The organism is Pseudomonas sp. KH_046_2 (assembly GCF_057838985.1).
Genome location: NZ_CM174480.1, coordinates 6,107,150 through 6,132,976, shown reverse-complemented (window position 1 = coordinate 6,132,976; position 25,827 = coordinate 6,107,150). Strand labels below are relative to the sequence as shown.

The window sequence follows — 25,827 nt, the reverse complement described above, 5'->3', positions numbered from 1 at the left end:
GTAGGACTCCTTGTAATGAGGGCTTAGGCACGCATGCGGGTGATGCGAATCACCCCGGTCAAGGCGCGCAGTTTCTTGATCACGCGGGCCAGGTGCACACGGTCGTGCACGCTGACCACCAACTGGACCACGCTGATGCGACCATCGCGTTCGTCCATGCTGATTTTCTCGATGTTGCCGTCAGCGGCGTTGACGCTGCTGGCGAGCAGGGCGATCAGGCCGCGCTGGTGTTCCAGCTCGACGCGTAGCTCGACGTTGAATTCGCCGGTGACATCCTTGGCCCATGAGAGCTGGATGCATTTTTCCGGGTTGTGGCGGATTTCGCTGATATTGCGGCAGTTGTCCAGGTGCACGACCATGCCTTTGCCGGCGGACAGGTGGCCGACAATCGGGTCGCCCGGGATCGGTGTGCAGCACTTGGCGTAGCTGAGCACCAGGCCTTCGGTGCCGCGAATCGCCAGCGGGCCTTCTGCACTTGGCAACTGTTCGCCTTCGCCCAGCAGTCGGCGGGCCACCACATAGGCCATGCGATTGCCCAGGCCGATGTCTTCCAGCAAATCTTCGATCAGCTCGAGGCGGTACTCGACGAGCATCGCCTTGACGCGTTCGGCCGGAATTTTCTCCAGCGTGCTGTCGAAACCGTTGAGGACCTTGTTCAGCAGGCGTTCGCCGAGGCTGATGGATTCGGAGCGGCGTTGCAGTTTCAGTGCATGGCGGATGTGCGTGCGTGCCTTGCCGGTGACGACGAAGTTGAGCCACGCCGGGTTCGGCCGCGCGCCGGGAGCACTGACGATCTCGACCGTGGAGCCGCTTTGCAGCGGTTCGGACAGCGGCGCGAGACGGCGGTTGATCCGGCAGGCAATGCAGCTGTTGCCCACGTCGGTGTGCACCGCGTAAGCGAAGTCGACCGCCGTGGAGCCCTTGGGCAGCTCCATGATCCGGCCTTTGGGCGTGAACACGTAGACCTCGTCCGGGAACAGGTCGATCTTCACGCTTTCGATGAATTCCAGCGAGTTGCCGGCGCGTTGCTGCATTTCCAGCACGCCTTTGACCCACTGGCGGGCGCGGGCATGGGTGCCTTTTGGCTGTTCATCGCCGCTGGATTTGTACAGCCAGTGGGCGGCGATGCCGTTGTTGGCCATCTCTTCCATTTCGCGGGTGCGGATCTGGATCTCGATCGGCACGCCGTGCATGCCGAACAGCGTGGTGTGCAGCGACTGATAGCCGTTGGCCTTGGGGATCGCGATGTAATCCTTGAAGCGCCCCGGCAACGGTTTGTACAAATTATGAACAGCGCCAAGCACGCGGTAGCAGGTATCGACCTTGTCGACGATGATCCGGAACGCATAGACGTCCATGATCTCGTTGAAGGCCCGACGCTTGCCGCGCATTTTCTTGTATATACCGTAGAGGTGTTTCTGCCGACCGCTGACCTCGCCCTGGATGCCGTCGATGGCCAGGCAGTGGCTGAGGGATTCTTCGATCTTGTTGACGATTTCCTTGCGGTTGCCCCGGGCGCGTTTGACCGCCTGGTAGATCCGCGCGGAACGCATCGGGTGCATGGCCTTGAAGCCGAGGTCTTCGAATTCTATGCGGATGGCGTGCATGCCCAGCCGGTTGGCGATGGGCGCATAGATTTCCAGGGTTTCCTTGGCGATGCGCCGGCGTTTTTCACCGGACAGCACTTCCAGCGTGCGCATGTTGTGCAGGCGGTCGGCCAGCTTGACCAGGATCACGCGAATGTCGCGGGCCATGGCCATGGCCATTTTCTGGAAGTTTTCGGCTTGTGCCTCGGCCTTGGTCTCGAAGTTCATCTGGGTCAGTTTGCTGACCCCGTCGACCAGTTCGGCCACGGTTTCGCCGAACTGCGCTTGCAGCGCTTCCTTGGCAATACCGGTGTCTTCGATCACGTCATGCAGCATCGCGGCCATCAGGCTCTGATGGTCCATGTGCATGTCGGCAAGAATATTCGCAACCGCGAGTGGGTGCGTGACGTACGCCTCGCCGCTACGGCGGCGTTGGCCGTCGTGGGCTTGTTCGGCGTAGAAATACGCTCGGCGGACCAGGTTGACCTGGTCCTTGCCGAGGTAGGTCGATAAGCGATCGGCGAGGGCGTCTATGCTCGGCATGATATCTCCTGCCGTAAGCTTTTATCCCGCGCCGTGCTACGTCGACCAGGCATAGGCTTAGACGGCCTCGTTGGACTCGTCCTCGAATGCAGCAAAAAGCGGTTCATCTTCAACGATTTCGGCTTCGGCGATAGCTGCGTAGTCGATCAGGCCTTCAGCGATTTCACGCAGGGCGACGACGGTAGGCTTGTCGTTTTCCCATGCTACTTTCGGCTCTTTGCCGCCGGTGGCCAGTTGACGGGCACGCTTGGTAGAGAGCATGACCAGCTCAAAGCGGTTATCCACGTGTTCTAGGCAGTCTTCAACGGTTACGCGGGCCATGGTCTTCCTCGTAGCAAATGCAATATGCGCGCTGCCCGGATGGGCGAGCGGACTCGACAGTTTAAAAAATCACCAGCGTTTAGGGAAGCGCTGATTTTTTGACCAAGCCCTTCAACGCGCTACAAGTGCCAATGTAAAGCCCTTGCAGCGGTTTTGGGAAGAGCTGATTAACCGAGCAATTCAGCCAGCAATTTGCCGTGACGCTGCTGCTGACGCTTTTGAATCAGCTGATTGGCGCGGAAAATCGCCTTCAGATCGTGCAGCGCGTGGGCGAAATCGTCGTTGATGATCAGGTAGTCGTAGTCGACGTAGTGGCTCATTTCGCTGACGGCTTCGCGCATCCTGCCGTCGATTACTTCGTCACTGTCCTGGCCGCGATTGGTCAGGCGCTGGTGCAGGGCCTGCAATGACGGCGGCAGAATGAAGATCGAGCGGGCCTGAGGCATCAGCTTGCGCACTTGCTCGGCACCTTGCCAGTCGATTTCCAGAATCAGGTCGTGGCCTTCGTCCAGGGTCTGCTGCAGGTGGCTTTGCGAAGTGCCGTAGAGATTGCCGAACACTTCGGCGCGCTCGAGGAAATCCCCGTGCTCGATCATCTTCACGAACTCGCTGCGGTCGACGAAGTGATAGTTCACGCCATTCACTTCACCGGGGCGCATGGCGCGGGTGGTGTGGGAGACCGAGACGCGGATCTCCGGATTTGCGTCGGTCAGGGCCTTGACCAGACTGCTCTTGCCCGCGCCCGAAGGGGCGGAAATGATGTACAGGGTGCCGGTGCTGTGTGTCATGTCGGGGTAGCCTTACTCAATATTCTGCACTTGTTCGCGCATCTGCTCGATCAACACCTTGAGGTTGACCGCAGCCTGGGTGCTGCGCGGGTCGAAGGCTTTGGAGCCCAGTGTATTGGCTTCGCGGTTGAGTTCCTGCATCAGGAAGTCCAGGCGCCGACCGGCGGCGCCGCCGGATTTGAGCACCCGGCGAACTTCGATGATGTGAGTGCTCAGGCGATCCAGTTCTTCGGCGACGTCACTTTTTTGCGCGAGCATGACCATTTCCTGCTCCAGGCGCTGCGGATCCATCTCGGCCTTCATGTCGGCGAAACGGTCGAGGACTTTCTGGCGCTGGGTGGCGAGCATTTGCGGAACCAGTTCGCGCAGGGTTACCACGTCTTCTTCGATGGAGCTCAGGCGCTCGTTGATCAGCCGCGCCAGCTCCGCGCCTTCGCGCTCGCGGCCGGCCTTCAGTTCCTTGAGGCCCTGGTTGAACAGGGCCAGCGCTTCGGCGTTCAAGGCTTGCGGGTCGGTGGCGTCGCCTACCAGTACGCCGGGCCAGGCCAGGACTTCCAGCGGGTTCAGCGCTGCCGGGTTCTTGATCAGGCTGGCGATGGTCTCGGCGGCGGCGACCAGTTGCGCGGCGCGCTCCTGATCGATTTGCAGCGCCTTGCCGGTGTTCTCTTCGGTGAAGCGCAGGGTGCATTCGAGCTTGCCCCGCGATACACCCTGACGCAGGGCTTCACGAACTGCGCCCTCGAGGTCGCGGAAGGATTCCGGCAGGCGCAGGTGGGGTTCCAGGTAGCGGCTGTTGACCGAGCGCAGTTCCCAGCTCAGGGTGCCCTGGACGCCGGCTTTCTCGACGCGGGCGAAGGCGGTCATGCTGTGCACCATGGAGGTACCTCGCAAGGCAGATCGGCACAGAACCGAGGTTCCGGGAATCCGATATCAATGAATTAAAGCCGACTGGCAGCAAAGGCGCAGGATTGTAGCGCAGTGACGCGGATGCGCCCAAACACACGGTGTGACAAAGAGCGGCAGGCCTGCACCGACGCGCGGTGCAGAGCCCTCGGTCGTCGGCGGATTTTTTTAGAAGTGCCCAGTGGCGGCCGTCGGCTCTATAATGCTCCGCAGTTTTCCGTCCCCAGTACAGGTATTCCCTATGATACGTCCAAGTGGTCGCGCTGCCGATCAGCTCCGCTCGATCCGCATCACCCGCAACTACACCAAACACGCCGAGGGTTCTGTGCTGGTCGAGTTCGGCGATACCAAGGTCATCTGCACCGTCAGCGTTGAACCGGGCGTACCGCGTTTCCTGAAAGGCCAGGGCCAGGGTTGGCTGACCGCCGAGTACGGCATGCTGCCGCGCGCTACCGGCGAGCGTAACCAGCGTGAAGCCAGCCGTGGCAAGCAAGGCGGCCGCACCCTGGAAATCCAGCGTCTGATCGGTCGCTCCCTGCGCGCGGCGCTGGACATGACCAAGCTGGGCGACGTGACCCTGTACGTCGACTGCGACGTGATCCAGGCCGATGGCGGCACCCGCACCGCTTCGATCACCGGCTCCATGGTTGCGCTGATCGATGCCCTGAAAGTGATCAAGAAGCGTGGCGGCCTGAAAGGCGGCGACCCGGTCAAGCAGATGATCGCTGCCGTTTCCGTGGGCATGTACAAGGGCGAGCCTGTGCTCGACCTCGACTACCTGGAAGACTCGGCCGCCGAGACTGACTTGAACGTGGTGATGACCAGCGCTGGCGGTTTCATCGAAGTCCAGGGCACTGCCGAAGGCGCGCCGTTCCAGCCTGAAGAGCTGAACGCCATGCTGGAACTGGCGAAGAAAGGCATGAACGAGATCTTCGAACTGCAAAAGGCCGCACTGGCCGACTGACCGGACTGCTCCAGGCAAGGAGGACACCATGAGTGACGAGCAACTGCCGCTGCCCACGCCGAGCCAAGAGGTGCGTCAGTGGGCCATGTTTTGCCACTTGTCCGCCTTGTTGGGGATCTGGATTCCGTTCGGCACGATCATCGGCCCGCTGATTCTTTGGCAGATGAAGCGCGAGATGGACCCGTTCATCGATGCCCAGGGCAAGGAAGCGCTGAACTTCCAGATCACTGTGGCGATCGCCTCGGCTATCTGCTTCCTGCTGATGCTGGTGATTATCGGGTTCTTCCTGTTTGGCCTGATCGCGATCGGTGCGCTGGTGCTGACGATCATTGCCGGGGTGAAGGCCAATGAAGGGCAGCCTTATCGGTATCCGTTCACCTGGCGGTTGATTAAATAAACAGCGAAGGTCCCTTGTAGGAGCGAGCCTGCTCGCGATGGTGTGTCAGTCGACATCAATGTATCTGACCGGCCATCGCGAGCAGGCTCGCTTCTACAGAAAAGCAAATCACCGCCCACAAAAAAGCCGACATTGCTGTCGGCTTTTTTGTGTCTGCGAAACGACGCTTAAATGGTCAGCGTCCAGTCGTAGTCCACGATCAGCGGCGCGTGTTGCGAGAACCGCGGCTGGCGTGGCAGGCGTGCGCTGCGTACGAAGCGGCGCAGGCCTGGGGTCAGCAGCTGATAGTCGAAGCGCCAACCGAGGTTGAGCATCTCCGCCTGTTCGTTGTCCGGCCACCAGCTGTACTGATCGCCTTCACGGCTGACTTCACGCAGGGCGTCGACATACCCCATGTTGCCGACAATCTCGTCCATCCAGGCACGTTCAGGTGCCAGAAAGCCTGGAGATTGCTGGCTGTCGCGCCAGTTCTTGATATCCAGCTTCTGTTGCGCCACGTACAGCGAGCCACAATAAATGTACTCGCGACGCTTGCGTCGCTGTTTATCCAGATAACGGGCGAAGTCGTCCATTAGCTTGAACTTCTGGTTCAAGTCTTCATCGCCGTTCTGCCCCGAAGGGAGCAGCAAGGTCGCGATGCTGACCTTGTCGAAATCGGCTTGCAGGTAGCGCCCGTAGCGGTCGGCCGTCTCGAAACCGAGACCGCTGATGACAGCCTTCGGTTGCAGCCGCGAATACAAAGCCACGCCGCCTTGGGCGGGAACTTCGGCATCGCAGGCATAAAGGAAGTAGCCATCCAGTTGGAAGGCTGGATCGTCCAGTTCAAAGGCGGAGGCGCGGGTGTCCTGCAGGCAGATGACGTCGGCATTCTGTGCTTGCAGCCAACTGAGCAAACCACGCTCGACTGCAGCCTGAATACCATTGACGTTCACACTGATGATCCGCATAAATGGCCCCAAAAATCGCGTGCGTGTATGATACACGGCGTCAAGCTAATTAGCTAAATCCGTGGTATTTGGGGTTTTTTTCATGCAAGCGTATCAGCGCGATTTCATTCGTTTTGCCATCGATCGCGGCGTTTTGCGCTTCGGTGAGTTCACCCTGAAGTCCGGGCGCACCAGTCCTTACTTCTTCAACGCAGGCCTGTTTAACTCGGGTTCGGCCCTGGCGCAGTTGGGGCGTTTCTACGCCGCTGCCATTGCTGAAAGCGGCATTCCCTTCGACGTGCTGTTTGGCCCGGCCTACAAGGGCATTCCATTGGCGGCGACCACCGCCGTGGCCCTGGCCGAGCATCACAACCGTGACCTGCCATGGTGCTTCAACCGCAAGGAAGCCAAGGCCCACGGCGAAGGCGGTAGCCTGGTCGGCGCACCGCTGACCGGCGACGTTCTGATCATTGACGATGTGATCACCGCTGGCACCGCGATCCGTGAAGTGATGCAGATCATCGCCTCCCAGGACGGCGCCAAGGCCGCCGGCGTGCTGATCGCCCTGAACCGTCAGGAGCGTGGCAATGGCGAGTTGTCGGCGATCCAGGAAGTCGAGCGTGATTTCGGCATTCCTGTGATCAGCATTGTTTCGCTGAACCAGGTGCTGGAATTCCTCGCGGACGATCCGCAGCTCAAGCAGCATCTGCCAGCAGTGGAAGCGTACCGCGCCCAGTTTGGCGTCTGATGGCTTTGTGAAATACCTGTGGGAGCGAGCCTGCTCGCGAAAGCGGTAGATCATTCAACATTGATGTTGACTGACACGACGCCTTCGCGAGCAGGCTCGCTCCTACAGGATCCATGGCAAAAAAAGACCCCGCTGAGCCAGGCCGAGCGGGGTCTTTTTTGTATGCGCTATCGCTTAAGGACGCTTGCGATTGCTGATCAGGGTGCCCACGCCGGTATCCGTGAAGATTTCCAGCAGGATTGCGTTCGGCACGCGACCGTCGATGATCAGCGAGCTGCCCACACCGCCCTGGACCGCTTCCAGTGCGCAACGGATCTTCGGCAGCATGCCGCCGTAGATGGTGCCGTCGGCGATCAGGTCGTCGACTTGCTGGGTTGTCAGGCCGGTCAGGACCGTGCCCGACTTGTCCATCAGGCCGGCGATGTTGGTCAGCAGCATCAACTTCTCGGCTTTCAACGCTTCGGCAACTTTACCGGCCACCAGGTCAGCGTTGATGTTGTACGACTCGCCGTTGGCACCGACGCCGATGGGCGCGATCACCGGGATGAAATCGCCCTTGACCAACAGGTTCAGCAGGTCGGTATTGATGCCGACTACTTCGCCCACGTGGCCGATGTCGATGATTTCCGGGGTGGTCATTTCCGGCGTCTGACGGGTAACGGTGAGCTTCTTCGCGCGAATCAGCTCGGCGTCTTTACCGGTCAGGCCGATGGCGCTGCCGCCATGACGGTTGATCAGGTTGACGATGTCTTTGTTGACCTGGCCGCCGAGGACCATTTCCACCACGTCCATGGTCGCGGCGTCGGTGACGCGCATGCCATCGACGAAATGGCTCTCGATCGACAGGCGCTTGAGCAGGTCACCGATTTGCGGGCCGCCACCGTGAACCACCACCGGGTTGATGCCCACGGCCTTCATCAGCACGATGTCGCGGGCGAAGCCGGTTTTCAGCTCCTCGCTTTCCATCGCGTTGCCGCCGTATTTGATCACCAGTGTCTTGCCGACATAACGGCGGATGTAAGGCAACGCTTCGGACAGGACCTTGGCGGTGTTGGCGGCGGCTTCGCGTTCGAGGGTCATTCAGGGCTCCGGGTGAATCAGAACGGTAGTTGGAGATCAGGTGCAACACGCTTCAACTGGGCGTGGAAAACGTCCTTGATGCGTTGCAATTCAGCCTCGTCATCGGCCTCGAAACGCAGCACCAGCACCGGTGTGGTGTTGGATGCGCGCACCAGGCCCCAGCCTTTGGCATAGTCGACTCGCACGCCGTCAATGGTGGTCAGGTCGGCGCCTTCGCCCCACTGCGCATCGTGCAATGCATCAATGATGCTGAATTTGCTCTCTTCGGTCACATGGATATTGATTTCCGGCGTAGAAATATCGTTCGGGAAGGTCGCGAACAACTCTTCGGCCGAGGATTTTTCCTTGCTGAGGATTTCCAGCAACCGCGCGGCGCTGTAGATGCCGTCGTCGAAACCGAACCAGCGCTCCTTGAAGAAGATGTGCCCGCTCATTTCGCCAGCCAGCAGGGCGCCGGATTGTTTCATTTTCTTTTTGATCAACGAATGACCAGTCTTCCACATTAACGATCGGCCGCCGTATTCCTTGATCAGCGGAATCAGGCGGCGGGTGCATTTGACGTCGAAGATGATTTCGGCGCCCGGGTTGCGCGCCACGACGTCGCGGGCGAACAGCATCAGCAGACGGTCCGGGTAGACGATGCTGCCGGTGTTGGTCACCACGCCGACGCGGTCGCCATCGCCGTCGAAGGCCAGGCCGATGTCAGCATTGGTTTCCTTGACCTTGGCGATCAGGTCCACGAGGTTTTCAGGCTTGCCCGGGTCCGGATGGTGGTTCGGGAAGTTGCCGTCCACTTCGCAGAACAGCGGGATGACTTCGCAGTTCAGCGCTTCGATCAGTTGCGGGGCGATCACGCCGGCCGCACCGTTGCCGCAGTCGACGACCACTTTCAGGCGACGGGCCAGCTTGATGTCCTGGACAATTTCGGTGGTGTAGCGGTCGAGGATCTCGACCTGGGCAATGCTGCCCTGGCCGCTGCTCAGGTTGTTGGTCTTGAGGCGGTCGTGCAGGGCCTGGATCTGTTCGTTGGCCAGGGTGTCGCCGGCGATGACGATCTTGAAGCCGTTGTAGTTCGACGGGTTGTGGCTGCCGGTGAGCATCACGCCGGATTTGCCGGCCAGTACGTTGGCGGCGTAGTAGAGCGCCGGAGTCGGGACCAGGCCGACATCACTGACGTGGCAGCCGCTGTCGGCGATGCCTTTGATCAGTTGCGCGACCAGCTCCGGGCCGGACAGACGGCCATCGCGACCGACGGAAACGTTTGGCTCGCCCTGGGCCAGGCTTTGGGAGCCGACGGCGCGGCCGATCCAGTAAGCGGTTTCGGCGTTCAGGAATTCCGGGACGGTGCCGCGGATGTCGTAGGCGCGGAAGATGCTGTCAGGGAACTTGGGTGCGATTTTGGCCGGGGTGTTCATCTGTGGAAATGCTCCATCTCGAAAGTGGCTGGACAGGCCGCCGATTCATTCGGTGGCAGGTTCAAACTGAAGGGTATGACGGCGTTTTCCACAGAGAGTTCGTGGTATGAAAGGGCCATGATGCTCCTGACGGCAAGGGTTTGACCGGGCAATGCCTTGATTTTCGGAGCTAAACCTTGCAGATGACAATTTGAATTTTGCGACGAGGGAGCCAGATCCCTCGCCACAAAAAGAGCGTGACCGGGTCAGCGGGTACCGGTATGACCGAAACCGCCAGTGCCGCGCTCGGTTTCAACAAACTCTTCAACCATCTCGAAATGAGCCTGCACCACCGGCACCAGCACCAGTTGCGCCAGGCGCTCGCCGACCGGCATGGTGAACTCGGTCTGGCCACGGTTCCAGCAGGAGACCATCAGTGGCCCCTGGTAATCGGAGTCGATCAGCCCCACCAGGTTGCCCAGCACGATGCCGTGCTTATGGCCCATCCCCGAGCGCGGCAGAATCAGCGCCGCCAGGTTAGGGTCACCGATATAGACCGACAGGCCGGTGGGGATCAGCACGGTTTCACCCGGCTTGATCACGGTGTCCTGTTCCAGCATGGCGCGCAGGTCGAGGCCGGCGGAGCCCGGTGTGGCGTATTGCGGCAGCGGGAATTCGGTACCGATGCGGGGGTCGAGGATCTTGGCTTGCAAAGCGTGCATGTAAATTAAACCTGGTTCAGACGTTCGGCGATAAAGGTGATCAGCTGGCGAGCAATCTTGCTCTTGCTGGTCTGGGCGAAAAGTGTGGCGTGAAGCTCGCGGTCGATGACGCTGCAGGCGTTTTCTTCGCTGTTGAAGCCAATGCTCGGGTTGGCGACGTCATTGGCGACGATCAAATCGAGGTTCTTGTCTTTCAGCTTGCGCGCAGCGTAATCGAGCAGGTGTTCGGTCTCGGCGGCGAAACCGACACTGAACGGGCGGTCGGGGCGAGTGGCGATGGTGGCCAGGATGTCCGGGTTACGCACCATCTGTAGCAACAAGCCGTCGCCGTTCGTAGGATCTTTCTTGAGTTTCTGTGGGGCGACGACTTCCGGGCGGTAATCCGCAACCGCTGCCGAGGCGATGAACAGGTCGCAAGGGATCGCCGCTTCGCAGGCAGCGAGCATGTCGCGGGCGCTGACCACGTCGATGCGGGTGACACGATCCGGAGTCGGCAGGTGCACGGGGCCGGTGATCAGGGTCACGCGGGCACCGGCTTCCACGGCGGCTTCAGCCAGGGCAAAGCCCATTTTCCCGGAGCTGTGGTTGGTGATGTAGCGCACCGGGTCGATGTTTTCCTGGGTCGGGCCGGCCGTGATCAGCACGTGTTTACCGGTCAGTGCCTGGCGCTGGAAGCAGTCGGCGGCGCACTGCGCCAGTTCAAGGGCTTCGAGCATGCGCCCCAGGCCGACGTCGCCGCAGGCCTGGCTGCCAGAGGCCGGGCCGAAGACCTTGATGTCGCGGCTTTCGAGGGTTTGCAGGTTGGCCTGGGTCGCCGGATCGCGCCACATGGCCTGGTTCATTGCCGGCGCAACGGCGACTACCGCGTCAGTGGCCAGCACCAGCGTGGTCAGCAGGTCATCGGCTATGCCTTGGGCCAGACGGGCGATCAGGTCCGCCGTGGCGGGGGCGATCAACACCAGGTCGGCCCATTTGGCCAGTTCGATATGGCCCATGGCCGCTTCAGCCGCCGGGTCCAGCAGGTCCAGGTGGACCGGGTGCCCGGACAGGGCCTGCATGGTCAGCGGCGTGATGAACTCTGCGCCGCCACGGGTCATGACCACGCGCACTTCGGCGCCCTGATCGATCAGGCGGCGAACCAGGTCGGCGCTCTTGTAGGCAGCGATACCGCCGCCGACGCCCAGAACAATGCGTTTCCGATACAGCCGCTGCATAGGCCTGCCTTTCAATTCGTTGGTGACATACGTGGCGAAACCCCCTCCCCAGGGTGAATTCGCCCGCAAAAAAGATGGGCTACGATATCACAGCGACCGCTACGGAACAGCGGTGCCCACAGACAGGGAGGTGCTATGAGTATTCGCGATTGGCCGGCGACGGAACGGCCGCGGGAGAGGTTGCTTGAACAGGGCGCGGGAAGCCTTTCGGATGCCGAACTGCTGGCGATCTTTTTACGCACGGGGGTGGTAGGCAAAAGTGCCGTAGATCTGGCGCGACACCTGTTGAATCAGTTTGGCAGTCTGCGTTTGCTGCTTGAGGCCGATCAGGAAACGTTCAGCAAGCAGTTGGGACTTGGGCCGGCGAAATTTGCACAGTTGCAGGCTGCGCAAGAAATGAGCAGGCGTCATCTGGCCGAGCGTGCGCGCCAAAAATCGGCACTGGAGAATCCGCACGCGGTTCGCGAGTACCTGAAGTCGATGCTGCGCCATGAGCCACACGAGGTGTTTGGTTGTCTGTTTCTCGATTCCAGGCATCAGGTACTGGCGTTCGAGACGCTGTTCCGCGGCTCCATCGACAACACCAGCGTTCATCCGCGAGAGGTGGTCAAGCGCGCCCTGGCAAACAACGCAGCGGCATTGATCCTCTGTCATTTTGTGGCGCGCCACAAAATGACTGTTATGTGCCCCGTTTTCTTATGTGTCCGAAGGCGGCGACACCGGCGTAGATCAAGGATTTCGGCCCAGTCGCAGGAGACATAACGGGCGAGCCGCCAAGACGGCGAATCCCCGCCCGATCGGCAGATGGATGGTTGTTGTGAGGCTGGACGATCAAGCGAAGCGAAAGCAGGTCGTCCAGCCCAGCCGCGGGTCGTGACTACAAGGACGACAGCCAGGCTAGCATTGCGGCATCGTCCTGCCACGCGGGTTTGCGCGAGCGTCCCAGGCTTGCAGTGACGGGCTCGCACAGCTCCAGAGCATCGGTCTTCATGCGGATGGTGATCTCGGCATACCGGTTGGTCGTCTCCAGCCTGACGTGCCCCAGCCAGCCCCGAATGACATTTACCTCGACGCCAGCTTCGAGCAGATGAACCGCGGTGGTATGCCGAAACACATGCGGCGTGACCCGGACCTGCGAAAAGGGCCTGGCCGAGGCCTCCCAGGCCTGCGCAAGGTGGCGGATGCGCTTGTAGATACCGAAGCGGGTCATCGGCGCTCCGCCCGTCCCGACGAACACCGACTCGGCTGGCCCCAAGGAGGCGGCGCGTTCGTCCAGCATGGCTTGCAAGGCCTTTGCTGTCTGGCTCCACAAGGGGCAGGTCCGCCACTTCAAGCCTTTGCCCAGCAATCGAACCTGGGCGGGCAACTGCAAATCGAGCTGGCCGACCGTCAACTGGGCTACTTCGGAGACTCGTGCCCCCGTGTTGTACAGCAGCATCAAGAGCGCGCGATCGCGTATCGAGAGCCTGTCCTGAGCGGGAATGCTGGCGAACAAGGCTTCGACTTCATCGCGTGCCAGAAACTTCATCTCCGGCAGAGGGCAGCGCTTCATCGGAATGGCCGCGACCTTTGCGCAGGACGGTAGCATCTCGGGGACTGTGCGGCCGATGTACTCGTAGAGCGCGTGCAGCGCCGCCAGGCGCTGGTTGCGCGTGCTGATGGCGTTGCCACGTTCTACCTCCATGTTGCGCAGGAAAGCTAGCACCGCGTGGTAGTCCAGATGTTCCAGCTCCAGTTCGCTTACGCCCCGGTGATGCGCTCTGGCGACGAAGACCAGGAACAGGCGCAGGCTGTCGCGATAACTGCGGATAGTGCTGGGCTGCAAGCCCTTGTGCCGGGGAAGGTAGTCTAGGATGTAGCCATGGATGACCGATGAAAAACTCTGGAGTTTCATGGCGCCACCTCTTCGGCAAGCAAGGGTGCAAAGACCTCGAAGCGCTGGTTGGCAGCACTGAGCAGGTCACTGGTGATGGTCAGGTACACGGCCGTGCTGGCTGGGTTGACGTGCCCGAGGAAGGTCGACAGGTGATGCAGGCGATCGGCAGGCGCAATCCCCTGGCGATACCACCTCAGCAGCGTTCGGACTGCAAACGAATGACGCAGTCCGTGGACATGCGGTCCGAAGACACCGGCTGGGACATCCAGGGCCAATTGCGGCAGCAGGTCATCGCGGAACGTATTGCGGATGCTGTTCGTGCTGATGGGGTCTCGCCCATTCCAGGAGAACAGGAAACAGGCACCCGCGCAGGCATAACCTCGGGCCTCGCGTAGGACCAAATAGCCGCGCAGCCTGGCAGCCAGCTTGGGACCGAATGGCACCAGCCTGTCCTTGCCAAACTTGGTGTTTCGGATCTCCAGGACTTCGCGCTCCGTATCTACGTCGCCCCATTGCAGGCGGGCTACCTCGCTAACCCGAAGGCCGAGGCCGGCCAGCAAGGCGAAGATCATCTCGTAGGTGGCGCCCCGCAGCGGCGCGCGCGAGTTGTCCTGCAATGCCTTGGCATGGACCAGCAGTTGTCGGATGGCCTCGGGCGGGAACAGGAAAGGTAGCCGCCGGGCCGTCTGCGGCTGCACCCTGGCTTGTACAGGGGACGCCGCGAGCAGCTGCTGACTGACGGTCCAGTCGAACAGCCGTCGCACATGGCTCAGCAAGTTGTTGTAGCTGCGTGGGTTGGTGCGATGACGAGAGACCAGGAAGGCCTGCAGGCATCCGGCATCGATCACCTCAATGCTTTCGATGCCTTGCTCATCCAGGAACCGGTCGAGCAGACGCAGCTGGCGGTCTTCGTTGGCGAACTTGCATCCCATGGCCCGCTTGGCGCGCAGATACTGTTCGATGTGAGGTGCGAGGGGGCTGTGAAAACCATTCCAGTGAGCGGTCATAACACATCCTCCGCGGTTGCGATGACCAGTTCGCGCAGCTTGTGCAGCGCCACCTTGCCGTAGATCAATGTGGAAGCCGGGCTGCGGTGGCCGACGTAGTCGCCGATGACCTTGAAGGGGACGTCGGCCTCGACGAGATGCTGCACACAGGCGTGGCGCAGGGTGTGTGATCCCGCCCGGGACACCTGGATGTTGGCGGCCCGTAGTCGGATGCCGACCATCGATGAAACCGTGGTGTGCCGCATGGGCGCGTAGGGTGACCTGGCCGTGAGAAAGGCTTGGCGATGCGCCACGTCGGTGCGTCGAACCTGCAGATACTCAATGACCGCTTCGCCGACTGTCGCCGAGAGTGGATAGCGGGTCGAGTGCCCGCCTTTGCGCATGGGAATACTGACCTGGGCGTGCTTCCAGTCGAAGTCGTCCAGGCAGAGGGCCGCGATCTCCCTGGCACGCAGCCCATAGCTGGCCAGCAGCACCAGAATGGCATAGTCGCGCTTACCCAGGTCCGAGCGCCGATCGATGCTGGCAAGCAGTCGCTTGACATCCTCCCAGCGAATGGCGCGAGGAATGGAGGCCTGCCTGTAGCTGCGCCCGCGCGGCACACTGTGCACGAGATCCGTGACCACGATGCCCTCTCGGTGCAGATAGCGGAGAAAGACGCGCAAGGCCCCTGCGCTGTTGAGCATGCCGGATTTGTGTAGGGTTTTTGCGCGCTCGCTGAGGAAATTGGTGATGCAAGCAGGCGTCAGTCCGGCCAAGGCGATACCGGCTTGCGCTAGGTACGACTCGAATGGACGCAGCGTGTAGATGTAATTGTGCAGTGTGGTACGGAGCAACCCCTTCTCCTCCACCAGAAAGGTGAAAAAGCCCGGGACGGAGACGGAAAACGGCATGGCGGGCTTATTGCTCGGTCGCGTGTAGCCGGACAAGGCCACGCACAACATCCGCTCTACGGGAATACGGCTTTGCGCGACAACTGCCGCCCTGTCCTGGGCGTTCTTGCACCAGCCGCCATGTTCGGCCTTCCATCGTTCGACGAAAGGATCGACATGATCGGGAAGCTCCTGCAACTGCGTAGCGCCTCTTGCGATGGCGAAATCGTTGAAGTGCGCGAGCGCCCGGACATGCTGCCGAATCGTGTCATTGGATGTGTGCTGCTCGTCGAGCGACTGGACGTAACGCTCGATCTGCGGGCCCAGCCACAGGGCCTTGATGCGGTCAATCGCCTTAAACGACCGAAAGTGATGTTCCAACATGACAACCACCTCTCTAGAAAAGCGAAGGAGATGTCATGCTGCGCTTGGCCTGCGGTTATGTGCCCTGATGCTGGGCCGAAATCCTTGATCTACGCCGGTGTCGCCGCCTTCGGACACATAAGAAAACGGGGCACATAACTGCCACAACCACCCGTCGGGCAACACCGACCCCAGTCAGTCCGACCGGGTGCTGACCAAGCGCCTGCAAAAGGCGCTGGAGTTGATTGACGTGCGGGTGCTCGACCATTTCATCATTGGCGACGGCGATCCGCTGTCGATGGCTGAGTATGGGTGGATGTAGTGCATGGCCCCTGCAGGAGCGAGCTTGCTCGCGATAAACCCGAGAACGCTGCAGGGTGTCTGGCTTCCCGCGTTATCGTTCACGACCATCGCGAGCAAGCTCGCTCCTACAGGGTTTTGTGTATGGCGGGTTATTTGATATTGACCTTGGAATAGTCCTGCCGGCCGAACGGGCTGACCGAGTACCCCTCGACATCCTTGCGCGTCAGCGCGAAGGCCGTCGGGTGGGCCAGTGGTAGCCATAGCGCCTGCTGCTGGATCTGCGCCTGGGCCTGTTCGTAGAGCTTGCTGCGCACACCTTGCTCGCCGGTGGTCTTGCCGGCGCTGATCAGCTTGTCCAGGTCCTGATTGCAGTAGCGGGCGAAGTTGGTGCCGGACTTGACCGCGGCGCAGGAAAACTGCGGCGTGAGGAAGTTGTCGGGGTCGCCGTTGTCGCCTGCCCAGCCCATGAACAGCAAGTCGTGCTCACCGGCCTTGGCGCGGCGGATCAGTTCGCCCCATTCGATCACGCGGATTTCGGCCTGGATGCCGATTTCCGCGAGATCAGACTGAAGCAATTGAGCGCCAAGGCTTGGGTTGGGGTTAAGCAGGCTGCCGGAAGGGCGGGTCCAGATGGTGGTCTGGAAGCCGTCCTTGAGTCCGGCCTTGGCCATCAAGGCTTTGGCCTTGGCAATGTCGTGAGGGTAACCCGGCAGGCCTTTCGCGTAGCTCCAGGTGTTGGGCGGATACGGACCGTTGGCCGCCTCGGCGGTGTCTTCGAACACGGCTTTGACATAGTTGGCCTTGTCGAAGGCAAGGTTGATGGCCTGGCGGACTTCAGGCTTGTCCAGTGGCGGATGCTGACTGTTGATGCCGACGAATGCGGTCATGAACGCGTCAGTCTTTTCGACTTTCAGGGTCGGCTCTTTCAGCGCTTCCTGTACGTCCAGAGGTTTGGGCGACAGGGCGATCTGGCATTCGTTACGGCGCAACTTCTGCAGGCGTACGTTGGCGTCCGGCGTGATGGCGAAGATCAGCGGATCTACAGAGGGTTTGCCACCGAAGTACTCGGGGTTGGCTTTGTAGCGAACCGAGGCGTCCTTCTGGAAACGGGTGAAAACGAAGGGCCCTGTGCCGATCGGCTGACTGTTGAGCTTCTCGGGTGTGCCGGTCTTCATCAGTTTCTCGGCGTATTCGGCTGAATAGATCGAAGCGAAGCCCATGCTCAGGGTCGCCAGAAAAGTCGAATCCGGGTGATCGAGGGTGAAACGCACGGTCTGCGGATCGAGGGCGTCGATCTTCTTGATCAGCGCCGGCAACTGCATCGATTGTGCATGGGGGAAGCCGCTCTGGGCGACTTTGTGCCACGCATTGGCCGGGTCGAGCATGCGGTCGAAGCTGAAAATCACGTCTTCGGCGTTCAGGTCGCGCGTTGGGGTGAAGTACTCGGTGCGATGAAATTTCACCTGCGGGTGCAACTTGAAGACGTAGGTCAGGCCGTCGGGGCTGACTTCCCAGCTGTCGGCGAGGCTGGCGACCACTTTGCCACTGGTCGTGTCAAAGTCCACCAGGCGATTCATCAGCACATCGGCCGAGGCGTTGGTGGTGGTCAGCGAGTTGTACTGCACCACGTCGAAGCCTTCAGGGCTGGCCTCGGTGCAGACGCTCAAGGCGGCGGCAAAGGCCTGTGGGCTCAGCAGAAGCGGGGCGAGCAACAGCGGTAGGGCAGCGAGGCGCATGGTCGGCTTCCTTTACAGGTCGAAGGCCCATCTGCAAGTGCAGTCTGGAAAAGGCTTACCCTAGTGGGCTCTTTTGCAAATGACTATCCCCTTTTTCATTTTCAGGGGACTATAGGCGCCTGAATTTGCTGTGAGGCGGGCGAGCAAAATCCTGGTTTGGCCGGTTGGCCGATTCTCTGCGACGAGCGGTCGCCATCGATGATAGCCTTTGTCTAAGGCGCTCGGAGCCCGAAATATGGGGGTTTTGTGAATTCAACGCACACCGAATGTTGTTGCTCTCCAGTCTTTCTGGTATAAAGCAGCGCTCTTTTCTAGGGGCCCGGTTCCTTCACTGTAGGTGTAGCCGGTAAGACCTCTAAAGAAACGCGGCGCCTGGCGCCAAATGACTGAGAGATTAAGCGGCCAACCCATGCCGGGTTGGGCATGTGGTTTTAGAGGGCTGAGGCATGTCTAGAGTATGTCAAGTTACCGGTAAGGGTCCGGTGACTGGGAATAACATTTCCCACGCAAACAACAAAACCCGTCGTCGTTTCCTGCCGAACCTGCAGCATCACCGCTTCTGGGTTGAAGAAGAGAAACGTTTTGTGCGTCTGCGCGTATCTGCCAAAGGCATGCGTATCATCGACAAGCGTGGCATCACTGTCGTGCTGGCCGAACTTCGCCGCGATGGCAAGGTTTAAGGGAGCTAATCATGCGTGAATTGATTCGTTTGATTTCGAGCGCCGGTACTGGTCACTTCTACACTACCGACAAGAACAAGCGTACTACCCCGGACAAAATCGAGATCAAGAAATATGATCCGGTTGTTCGCAAGCACGTGATCTACAAAGAAGGCAAAATCAAGTAATTGATTTTTCCCTCTTACGAAAAAGGCCCGTATCGCGAGATACGGGCCTTTTTTGTTGTGCTTGAAAAAACGGGTAGCGCTTCAATCTGATCAAGTCACAGCACTTTAGTGCTGATTGGCGCGACGCATTGTTTAGCGTAAATCAATTGCCCATGGTGACATGGGTGATGATTTCGTTTTCAACCAGCAGATTGATCCGTGCGGGATTGTAGTCTTTGGTCATGATGAACCCGATGCCCCTCGGACGTACCGCCAGCCCGGTCTTGTTGGCGAGCTCTTCACGCAGCTCTTCGGAGTATTGGCGGCCGATGTACTGAATGGCTGTGTCCAGGTGTTGTTTCAAATCAATGGTCATTTACCGCTTCCTTGCAATTGGTGAGTGAGCGAAATTGCTCCCGACATCCGTCTTGGATGCCGTGAAGAAATACTGGAGCAGCCTCGATTATTTATCACCTGCTGTACTGTATCGCGATGTTTGCCGGGGCCCGCTCATGAAAAAGCCCGTCACAATGGACGGGCTTTCGGGTATTTCGATGATCTTGCTTCAAGCCTTCTGTTCAAACGCCACGTAGATCTTGCGGCATGGCTCCAGCACTTCCCAGGTGCCTTTGAATCCGGCGGGGATCACGAAGCGGTCGCCTGCGCGCAGGGTCTTGGCATTGCCGTCATTGTCACGCAACACCGAAACCCCCTGCTGGATCTCGCAGTATTCGTGCTCGGTGAAGTTCACTGTCCACTGCCCGACTGCACCTTCCCACACGCCAGCGTTCAGCTGGCCACAAGGGCTGTTGTAGTGGTTGTAAACGGCTTGTTCCGGGTCGCCCTTGAGCACCTTGGCTGCATCTGGGCGGTAGCGTTCGGCGGCGGTGGTGGCCTGGCTGAAGTCGACGACGTTCTGGATGTTCATTGTTGTTATCCCCCGTGATTGCTAGAAAGGTCCAAAGTCTATGTTTATTAAAATGAACATCGCAAGGCCGTTTGCCGGTGTTATGTCAAATATATTGAAACTTCATGTGCGGCTGGTTTAGGGTGGTGGATGCCTTGGGCCGAAAAGCAGGCTGGCCGGGCAGAATTCCTGACAGCGCCCGCGAAGAACGCGGGTGTCGTATCAATAAGAGGAGGACACTCGCATGACCACCCTGACCCGTGCCGACTGGGAACAACGTGCCCGCGACCTGAAAATCGAAGGCCGCGCCTACATCAATGGCGAATACACCGACGCCGTCTCTAGCGAGACTTTCGAGTGCATCAGCCCGGTCGATGGCCGTCTGCTGGGCAAGATTGCCAGCTGTGACGCCGCCGATGCCCAGCGCGCCGTGGAAAACGCTCGCGCCACTTTCAATTCCGGTGTCTGGTCGCGCCTGGCGCCGATCAAGCGCAAATCCACCATGATCCGTTTCGCCGGCCTGCTGAAACAGCACGCCGAAGAGCTGGCCCTGCTTGAAACCCTGGACATGGGCAAGCCGATCAGCGATTCCCTGTACATCGACGTTCCCGGCGCGGCGCAAGCCCTGAGCTGGAGCGGCGAAGCCATCGACAAGATCTACGACGAAGTAGCAGCCACTCCGCACGATCAACTGGGTCTTGTGACCCGTGAACCGGTGGGCGTGGTTGGCGCCATCGTGCCGTGGAACTTCCCGCTGATGATGGCGTGCTGGAAACTCGGTCCTGCGCTGTCCACCGGTAACTCGGTGATCCTCAAGCCGTCCGAAAAATCCCCGCTGACCGCCATCCGCATCGCTGAACTGGCTGTCGAAGCCGGCATCCCGAAAGGCGTGCTCAACGTGCTGCCGGGTTATGGCCACACCGTCGGCAAGGCCCTGGCCCTGCACAACGACGTCGACACCCTGGTGTTCACCGGTTCGACCAAGATCGCCAAGCAGCTGCTGATCTACTCCGGTGAGTCGAACATGAAGCGTGTCTGGCTCGAAGCCGGCGGCAAGAGCCCGAACATCGTGTTCGCCGATGCGCCGAACCTGCAAGACGCTGCCGAAGCCGCAGCCGGCGCCATCGCCTTCAACCAGGGTGAGGTTTGCACCGCCGGTTCGCGCCTGCTGGTCGAGCGTTCGATCAAGGACAAATTCCTGCCGCTGGTGATCGAGGCACTGAAAACCTGGAAGCCGGGCAATCCGCTGGATCCTGCGACCAACGTTGGTGCGCTGGTCGATACCCAGCAAATGAACACCGTGCTGTCCTACATCGAGTCCGGTCATGCCGACGGCGCCAAGTTGGTGGCCGGTGGCAAGCGTACGCTCCAGGAAACGGGCGGCACTTACGTTGAACCGACGATTTTCGACGGCGTGAGCAACGCGATGAAAATCGCCCAGGAAGAAATCTTCGGCCCGGTACTGTCGGTCATCGCATTCGACAGCGCCGAAGAAGCCATCGCGATCGCCAACGACACGCCGTACGGCCTGGCCGCTGCGGTCTGGACTGCCGACATCTCCAAGGCTCACCTCACCGCCCGCGCACTGCGTGCCGGTAGCGTGTGGGTCAACCAGTACGATGGCGGCGACATGACGGCTCCGTTCGGTGGCTTCAAGCAGTCCGGTAACGGTCGCGACAAGTCCCTGCACGCGTTCGACAAATACACCGAGCTGAAGGCGACCTGGATCAAGTTGTAAGCCGTTAAGGGAGGCCTGTTGTAGAGCAGGCCTCCCGAACGACGCAGATCCCTTGTGGGAGCGAGCCTGCTCGCGATAGCGGTGTGACAGTCGACGAAAATGTTGAATGTTGCTCCGTCATCGCGAGCAGGCTCGCTCCCACAGTGTTTTGTGCCGTCTGTAAAAACAATAATTATCCACAGGAGCGTGGAACATGCGTTGGGCGACTTATTTCGCCGTTTTGGCATCTGTCCTGAGTGTCGGCCTGGCCCTGGGTGTCAGCATGCCGCTGGTGTCGTTTCGCCTGGAAAGCTGGGGCTACGGCTCGTTTGCCATTGGCGTGATGGCAGCGATGCCGGCCATCGGCGTCCTGTTGGGGGCGAAAATCTCCAGCCATCTGGCGGCGCGATTCGGCACGGCCAATCTGATGCGCCTGTGCCTGTGGGCCGGGGCGGTTTCGATCGGTTTGCTGGCGCTGTTGCCGAGCTATCCGATCTGGCTGGTGCTGCGACTGATGATCGGGGTAATCCTGACCCTTGTGTTCATCATCGGTGAAAGCTGGATCAATCAGCTGGTGGTCGAGCAATGGCGCGGGCGGCTGGTGGCGCTGTATGGCAGCAGCTACGCCTTGAGTCAGCTGGCAGGGCCGGTGTTGCTGGGCTTCCTCGGTACCGAGCATGACTATGGCTTTTGGGTGGGAGTCGGTTTGCTTTTGGCTGCTCCGTTCCTGTTGCTGGGCCGCAGTGGCGCGCCGAGCAGCGAGGCCAGCAGCGTGACCTTCAGTGATCTGCTCGCGTTCTGTCGCGGCCTGCCGGCGATTGCCTGGGCGGTGTCGCTGTTCGCCGCGTTCGAGGCGATGATTCTGACGCTGTTGCCGGTCTATTGCCTGCGCCAGGGCTTCACCACGGAAATCGCCCTGGCGATGGTCAGTACGGTGGTGGTCGGCGATGCGGTGCTGCAACTGCCGATTGGCGCGTTGGCCGATCGCTTGTCGCGTCGGGCGTTGTTCACGGGTTGTGCGGTGGTCCTGTTGTTGTCGAGCCTGGCGATTCCGATGCTGATCGACACGCTGCTGATCTGGCCTTTGTGGGTGCTGTTCGGCGCCAGCGCTGGCGGGTTGTTCACCTTGTCACTGATCCTGATCGGCGAGCGTTATCGCGACGACGCACTGGTACGCGCCAACGCGCACATCGCCCAACTGTGGGGGATCGGTTGCCTGGTCGGGCCGCTGCTGGCAGGCGCCGGCAGCCAGTGGATCAACGGCCATGCGTTGCCGTTGCTGATGGCGGCGGGGGCCTTGGGCGTGTTGATTGTGGTGTCTCGGCAAGGGGCGTTTGGTGTGGCGCAACCGGCTTAGCGACGAGCGCGGAATCTGTGGCGAGGGGGCTTGCCCCCGTTCGGCTGCGAAGCAGTCGTAAAAGCAAGCAACCCGGTAAGTCAGACAAAATGCGATTGCAGGGTTTGGCACTGCTTCGCAGCGCAACGGGGGCAAGCCCCCTCGCCACAAAAGCCCTGCTGAATCGGGATTACAACATCTTCTCCAGGCCCACCGTATTGCTCATCCACGCATTGAAGCGCCGCCACCAACTCCCTGGCTCTTTGATCAGGGTGTGCATTTTTCCGTCGTCTTCGGTGGTCCAGACAATCTGATCGTTTTCCAGCTCCACCTGATAACTCAGGGCCGGAGCCATACCCTGTAGCGCCAGTTCGCGGACCCGTGCGGCCAACTCCGGGCTGTCCACCAGCACGCCGACTTCGGTATTCCACAGCACTGAGCGCGGATCGAAATTGAACGAGCCGATAAAGGATTTCTGCTGGTCGAAGATCATCGCCTTGCTATGCAGGCTGGAATCAGAGCCGCGATAGGAACTGCTGGAAAACAGATGCGGTCCACTACCGCTACTGCCTTCATCGCCGGGTTGGCGACGCAGCTCGTACAGCTTCACGCCATGCTCCAGCAGCGCCCTGCGATAGGGCGCGTAACCACCGTGTACCGCGGGAACATCCGTGGCTTGCAGTGAATTGGTCAGCAGACTTACCGAAACGCCGGCATCGGCGCGCCCGGTCAGGTACACCAGCCCCGGCTGGCCGGGCACAAAGTAGGCGGAGATCATGATCAGCTCTTTGCTGACGTTACTGAGTTCAGGTGCGAGTTGCGTGGTCAGCAGCAACTGCGGATCGGGCTCGCCCTTGGCCAGTACCTTGCTGGGCGCATCCCACAGTGCCTGGTTCCAGGCCCAGATCAGCTCGCGGCGCCAGATGTCCAGGCGTGGGTGCGTGGTGAAGGTCATCAAGTGTTTGTAGAGTGCGTGATTCTGTTTGCGCGTTTCCGCCAGGGACTCTTCCAGTCGGGTGCGGGTGTTTTCCAGGTCCTGGGGTGTAGGTTTGCTCGACAGGAATTCGTCGATCGGTTTGCTCAGGGCGCTGTTCCAGTACTGGTCGAAACTATGCCCGAGTTGCTCGGCAACCGGACCGACACTGAGCATGTCGATGTCAGTGAAATTCATGTTGGGCTCGGCATCGTAATACTCGTCCCCCAGATTTCGCCCGCCGACGATGGCCATGCTGTTGTCCGCCAGCCACAGCTTGTTGTGCATGCGCCGATGTTGTTGCGATAGATTGAACAGTCGGCCCACGGTACGCGTCACGCCGGTGCTGCGGCCAAGATTCAGCGGGTTGAACACGCGGATCTGGATGTTCGGGTGCGCGGCGAGGGTCGCGATGACCCGGTCCAGGCCGTCGCTGGCGGTGTCGTCGAGCAGTACCCGCACCCGCACGCCCCGGTCGGCGGCCTTGAGCAACTCTTCGATCAACATGCGCGTGCTGATGCCGTCGTGCACGATGTAGTACTGCAAGTCGAGGCTGCTTTGGGCGTTACGGATCAGTTCGGCGCGGGCAGTGAAGGCCTCGGTGCTGTCCGATAGCAGGCGAAAGCCCGATTGTCCCTTGTAAGGTGCGGCCTGTGCCTGGACCGAGCGGCCGAATGCGGAGTCTGCAGCCGGTAGCGCCTGGCTCGGCACACGCTGAACGTCGAAGCTGGAGCAACCGCCCAGGAACGAGGAGAGCAGCAGAAGTGCAAGCAGGGGCTGTCTGACTCTCACGTAGGATCGTTCCGTTTGGCGGCGCAGATAGGCATATGGACGCTGATTCCCGAAGAAAAGTCAGTCGCTGAGCTGATCGGTTTCCGCCAGCAGTTGGATCGCTGTCGCACCCACCTTGCGCACCGCGTCTTCGATCTGCGGTGTTGGCTTGGCAGCGTAGTTCATGCGCAGGCAATTGCGGTACTTTCCCGAGGCGGAAAAAATGCTGCCTACGGCAATCTGTACGCCCTGGTCGTGCAATGCACGATTCAGTTTCAGGGTGTCGAAGCCTTCGGGCAATTCCACCCACAGCATGAAGCTGCCTTGTGGGCGACTGGCGCGAGTACCGGCCGGGAAGTAGCGGGTCACCCAATCAATCATCACGTCGCGATTACGCTGGTATTGCGTGCGCATCCGCCGCAAATGCGGTTCGAAGTGGCCGCCCTTGAGAAATTCGGCGATGGCGATCTGCGGCTGTGGCGCGGTGGATCCGGTACTGATGTATTTCATGTGCAGCACCCGTTCCAGATAGCGGCCAGGCGCGACCCAGCCGATTCGCAGACCAGGCGCCAGGGTCTTGGAAAACGAGCTGCACAACAGGACGCGACCGTCCTCGTCGAAGGACTTGATCGTGCGCGGGCGCGGGTAGGTGTAGGCCAGTTCGCCATACACATCGTCCTCGATGATCGCCACGTCATAGCGCTGCGCAAGCGTCAACAACGCGCGTTTGCGCGACTCCGGCATGATGTAGCCCAACGGGTTGTTGCAGTTGGGGGTCAACTGTATGACCTTGATCGGCCACTGCTCCAGGGCCAGTTCCAAAGCTTCAAGACTGATGCCGGTCAGCGGATCGGTGGGGATTTCCAGGGCTTTCATGCCCAGGCCCTTGAGGGTCTGCATCGCGCCGTGAAAGCTCGGCGAGTCCACCGCGACAATGTCGCCGGGCTCGCAGATTGCGCGAATGCTGGTGGACAGCGCTTCATGGCAACCGGTGGTGACCACCAGTTCGCTGGCGCTCAACTGGCAGCCGGAATCGAGCATCAGGCGAGCGATCTGTTCGCGCAGTTCGAGGTTGCCGTGGATGTTGTCGTAATACAGGCCGGGCATGTCCTGCCGCCGGCTGATTCGCGCCAGGTCACGCAGCAGCGGTTTCATGGTCGGACTGGTGATGTCCGGCATGCCGCGGCCCAGTTGCACCACGTCTTTGCGCGGCACGGTGCGAATCAACTCCAGCACTTGATCCCATTGGGAAATGTCCACCGGCCGTTGCGCCGGGCGGCCGACTGCCGGCAAATCCGGCAGCTCGCGACTGGCCGGGACGAAGTACCCGGACTTGGGCCGTGGCATGGCCAGCCCGCTGTCTTCCAGCACCCGATAGGCCTGCTGCACCGTGCTCAGGCTGACACCGTGCTCGACGCTCAGCGCCCGTACCGAAGGCAGCCGGTCACCAGGGCGATAGAAGCCCTGTTCGATACGTGTGCCGAGCAATTCGGCGAGGTTGACGTAAAGGGTCATGGTGCAGCCTCGATAGGGGTGATTCGGTTAACCAGTACA

23 protein-coding genes and 4 pseudogenes are annotated in these 25,827 nt (G+C 60.4%); 9 read left to right on the top strand and 18 right to left on the bottom strand.

The window, feature by feature from the left end:
- Positions 1-23: 23 nt before the first annotated feature.
- From spoT to AC3IX1_RS28025, 4 genes are all read right to left on the bottom strand, one after another.
- Positions 24-2,129, bottom strand: coding sequence for a bifunctional GTP diphosphokinase/guanosine-3',5'-bis pyrophosphate 3'-pyrophosphohydrolase (spoT, locus tag AC3IX1_RS28040; protein ID WP_489386565.1), 2,106 nt, complete (start codon positions 2,127-2,129; stop codon positions 24-26).
- 57 nt (positions 2,130-2,186) lie between these two features.
- Positions 2,187-2,450, bottom strand: coding sequence for a DNA-directed RNA polymerase subunit omega (gene rpoZ / locus AC3IX1_RS28035; RefSeq protein WP_007921129.1), 264 nt, complete (start codon positions 2,448-2,450; stop codon positions 2,187-2,189).
- A gap of 167 nt (positions 2,451-2,617) precedes the next feature.
- Positions 2,618-3,238, bottom strand: a complete 621-nt coding sequence (gene gmk, locus AC3IX1_RS28030; protein WP_046038947.1) for a guanylate kinase — start codon at positions 3,236-3,238, stop codon at positions 2,618-2,620.
- A gap of 12 nt (positions 3,239-3,250) precedes the next feature.
- Positions 3,251-4,114, bottom strand: a complete 864-nt coding sequence (locus AC3IX1_RS28025; protein ID WP_008047081.1) for a YicC/YloC family endoribonuclease — start codon at positions 4,112-4,114, stop codon at positions 3,251-3,253.
- Between the two features lie 268 nt (positions 4,115-4,382).
- Between AC3IX1_RS28025 and rph the strand changes: the two genes are divergently transcribed.
- Both rph and AC3IX1_RS28015 read left to right on the top strand, forming a co-directional pair.
- On the top strand, positions 4,383-5,105 hold the full coding sequence (rph, locus tag AC3IX1_RS28020; protein ID WP_007975179.1) for a ribonuclease PH: 723 nt from the start codon (positions 4,383-4,385) through the stop codon (positions 5,103-5,105).
- 28 nt (positions 5,106-5,133) lie between these two features.
- Positions 5,134-5,502 (top strand): DUF4870 domain-containing protein, encoded by a 369-nt coding sequence (locus AC3IX1_RS28015; RefSeq protein WP_489386564.1) that lies wholly within the window; start codon positions 5,134-5,136, stop codon positions 5,500-5,502.
- Positions 5,503-5,669: 167 nt separating this feature from the next.
- On the opposite strand, the gene crc is transcribed toward AC3IX1_RS28015, so the two are convergent.
- On the bottom strand, positions 5,670-6,449 hold the full coding sequence (gene crc, locus AC3IX1_RS28010) for a catabolite repression control protein Crc (protein ID WP_003176915.1): 780 nt from the start codon (positions 6,447-6,449) through the stop codon (positions 5,670-5,672).
- Positions 6,450-6,531: 82 nt separating this feature from the next.
- Here crc and pyrE point away from each other — a divergent pair, with 82 nt between their 5' ends.
- Positions 6,532-7,176 carry an orotate phosphoribosyltransferase gene (pyrE, locus tag AC3IX1_RS28005; RefSeq protein ID WP_011336558.1) on the top strand — a complete coding sequence of 215 codons (645 nt, stop codon included), beginning with the start codon at positions 6,532-6,534 and terminating at the stop codon, positions 7,174-7,176.
- Positions 7,177-7,189: 13 nt separating this feature from the next.
- Here the strand turns inward: pyrE and AC3IX1_RS28000 are convergent.
- The 5 genes and pseudogenes from AC3IX1_RS28000 to coaBC form a co-directional block, all read right to left on the bottom strand.
- Positions 7,190-7,291, bottom strand: a pseudogene (locus tag AC3IX1_RS28000) (metal ABC transporter ATP-binding protein); the annotation flags it as partial.
- Between the two features lie 59 nt (positions 7,292-7,350).
- Positions 7,351-8,256 carry an acetylglutamate kinase gene (gene argB / locus AC3IX1_RS27995; RefSeq protein ID WP_008047078.1) on the bottom strand — a complete coding sequence of 302 codons (906 nt, stop codon included), beginning with the start codon at positions 8,254-8,256 and terminating at the stop codon, positions 7,351-7,353.
- Positions 8,257-8,273: 17 nt separating this feature from the next.
- A pseudogene (locus AC3IX1_RS27990) lies at positions 8,274-9,650 on the bottom strand (phosphomannomutase/phosphoglucomutase); the annotation flags it as partial.
- A 266-nt stretch (positions 9,651-9,916) separates the two neighbouring features.
- Positions 9,917-10,372, bottom strand: coding sequence for a dUTP diphosphatase (gene dut / locus AC3IX1_RS27985; RefSeq protein ID WP_007975171.1), 456 nt, complete (start codon positions 10,370-10,372; stop codon positions 9,917-9,919).
- Positions 10,373-10,377: 5 nt separating this feature from the next.
- The gene (gene coaBC, locus AC3IX1_RS27980) at positions 10,378-11,586 is read right to left on the bottom strand and encodes a bifunctional phosphopantothenoylcysteine decarboxylase/phosphopantothenate--cysteine ligase CoaBC (protein ID WP_102700099.1); all 1,209 of its coding nucleotides are present in this window, start codon (positions 11,584-11,586) and stop codon (positions 10,378-10,380) included.
- A 135-nt stretch (positions 11,587-11,721) separates the two neighbouring features.
- On the opposite strand from coaBC, the pseudogene radC reads away from it, so the two are divergent.
- Positions 11,722-12,240, top strand: a pseudogene (gene radC, locus AC3IX1_RS27975) (RadC family protein); the annotation flags it as partial.
- Positions 12,241-12,463: 223 nt separating this feature from the next.
- Here the strand turns inward: radC and AC3IX1_RS27970 are convergent.
- Genes AC3IX1_RS27970 through AC3IX1_RS27960 form a run of 3 tightly spaced genes read right to left on the bottom strand, consistent with a single transcriptional unit; the run spans position 12,464 to position 15,725 of the window.
- Positions 12,464-13,480: a tyrosine-type recombinase/integrase gene (locus AC3IX1_RS27970; RefSeq protein WP_150798387.1), complete on the bottom strand. Its 1,017-nt coding sequence runs from the start codon at positions 13,478-13,480 to the stop codon at positions 12,464-12,466.
- Positions 13,477-14,469, bottom strand: a complete 993-nt coding sequence (locus AC3IX1_RS27965) for a tyrosine-type recombinase/integrase (protein WP_150798388.1) — start codon at positions 14,467-14,469, stop codon at positions 13,477-13,479. Before AC3IX1_RS27965 ends, AC3IX1_RS27970 begins: the two co-directional genes overlap by 4 nt.
- Positions 14,466-15,725 (bottom strand): tyrosine-type recombinase/integrase, encoded by a 1,260-nt coding sequence (locus tag AC3IX1_RS27960; protein WP_150798389.1) that lies wholly within the window; start codon positions 15,723-15,725, stop codon positions 14,466-14,468. The genes AC3IX1_RS27965 and AC3IX1_RS27960 overlap by 4 nt, the downstream gene beginning before the upstream one ends.
- 139 nt (positions 15,726-15,864) lie before the next feature.
- Here AC3IX1_RS27960 and AC3IX1_RS27955 point away from each other — a divergent pair.
- Positions 15,865-16,026: pseudogene (locus tag AC3IX1_RS27955) on the top strand (JAB domain-containing protein); the annotation flags it as partial.
- 130 nt (positions 16,027-16,156) lie between these two features.
- Here the strand turns inward: AC3IX1_RS27955 and AC3IX1_RS27950 are convergent.
- On the bottom strand, positions 16,157-17,743 hold the full coding sequence (locus AC3IX1_RS27950; protein ID WP_489386563.1) for an ABC transporter substrate-binding protein: 1,587 nt from the start codon (positions 17,741-17,743) through the stop codon (positions 16,157-16,159).
- Between the two features lie 446 nt (positions 17,744-18,189).
- Between AC3IX1_RS27950 and rpmB the strand changes: the two genes are divergently transcribed.
- The gene (gene rpmB, locus AC3IX1_RS27945; protein ID WP_007975166.1) at positions 18,190-18,423 is read left to right on the top strand and encodes a 50S ribosomal protein L28; all 234 of its coding nucleotides are present in this window, start codon (positions 18,190-18,192) and stop codon (positions 18,421-18,423) included.
- Between the two features lie 11 nt (positions 18,424-18,434).
- Complete coding sequence (gene rpmG / locus AC3IX1_RS27940; RefSeq protein ID WP_003177274.1) at positions 18,435-18,590, top strand: 50S ribosomal protein L33; 156 nt, start codon at positions 18,435-18,437, stop codon at positions 18,588-18,590.
- Between the two features lie 142 nt (positions 18,591-18,732).
- Here rpmG and AC3IX1_RS27935 read toward each other — a convergent pair whose 3' ends face one another.
- Both AC3IX1_RS27935 and AC3IX1_RS27930 read right to left on the bottom strand, forming a co-directional pair.
- Entirely contained in the window at positions 18,733-18,945 is a 213-nt protein-coding gene (locus AC3IX1_RS27935) for a hypothetical protein (RefSeq protein ID WP_489386562.1), read from the bottom strand.
- Positions 18,946-19,134: 189 nt separating this feature from the next.
- Positions 19,135-19,497 carry a cupin domain-containing protein gene (locus tag AC3IX1_RS27930; protein ID WP_489317683.1) on the bottom strand — a complete coding sequence of 121 codons (363 nt, stop codon included), beginning with the start codon at positions 19,495-19,497 and terminating at the stop codon, positions 19,135-19,137.
- 223 nt (positions 19,498-19,720) lie between these two features.
- On the opposite strand from AC3IX1_RS27930, the gene AC3IX1_RS27925 reads away from it, so the two are divergent.
- Entirely contained in the window at positions 19,721-21,214 is a 1,494-nt protein-coding gene (locus AC3IX1_RS27925) for an aldehyde dehydrogenase (protein ID WP_489386561.1), read from the top strand.
- A 193-nt stretch (positions 21,215-21,407) separates the two neighbouring features.
- On the top strand, positions 21,408-22,550 hold the full coding sequence (locus AC3IX1_RS27920) for an MFS transporter (protein WP_489386560.1): 1,143 nt from the start codon (positions 21,408-21,410) through the stop codon (positions 22,548-22,550).
- 169 nt (positions 22,551-22,719) lie between these two features.
- Here the strand turns inward: AC3IX1_RS27920 and AC3IX1_RS27915 are convergent, their stop codons facing one another.
- A complete protein-coding gene (locus AC3IX1_RS27915) occupies positions 22,720-24,294 on the bottom strand; it encodes a phospholipase D family protein (protein ID WP_489386559.1) in 1,575 nt (524 codons plus the stop codon).
- A 60-nt stretch (positions 24,295-24,354) separates the two neighbouring features.
- Positions 24,355-25,788 (bottom strand): aminotransferase-like domain-containing protein, encoded by a 1,434-nt coding sequence (locus tag AC3IX1_RS27910; RefSeq protein WP_489386558.1) that lies wholly within the window; start codon positions 25,786-25,788, stop codon positions 24,355-24,357.
- Between the last annotated feature and the right edge of the window lie 39 nt (positions 25,789-25,827).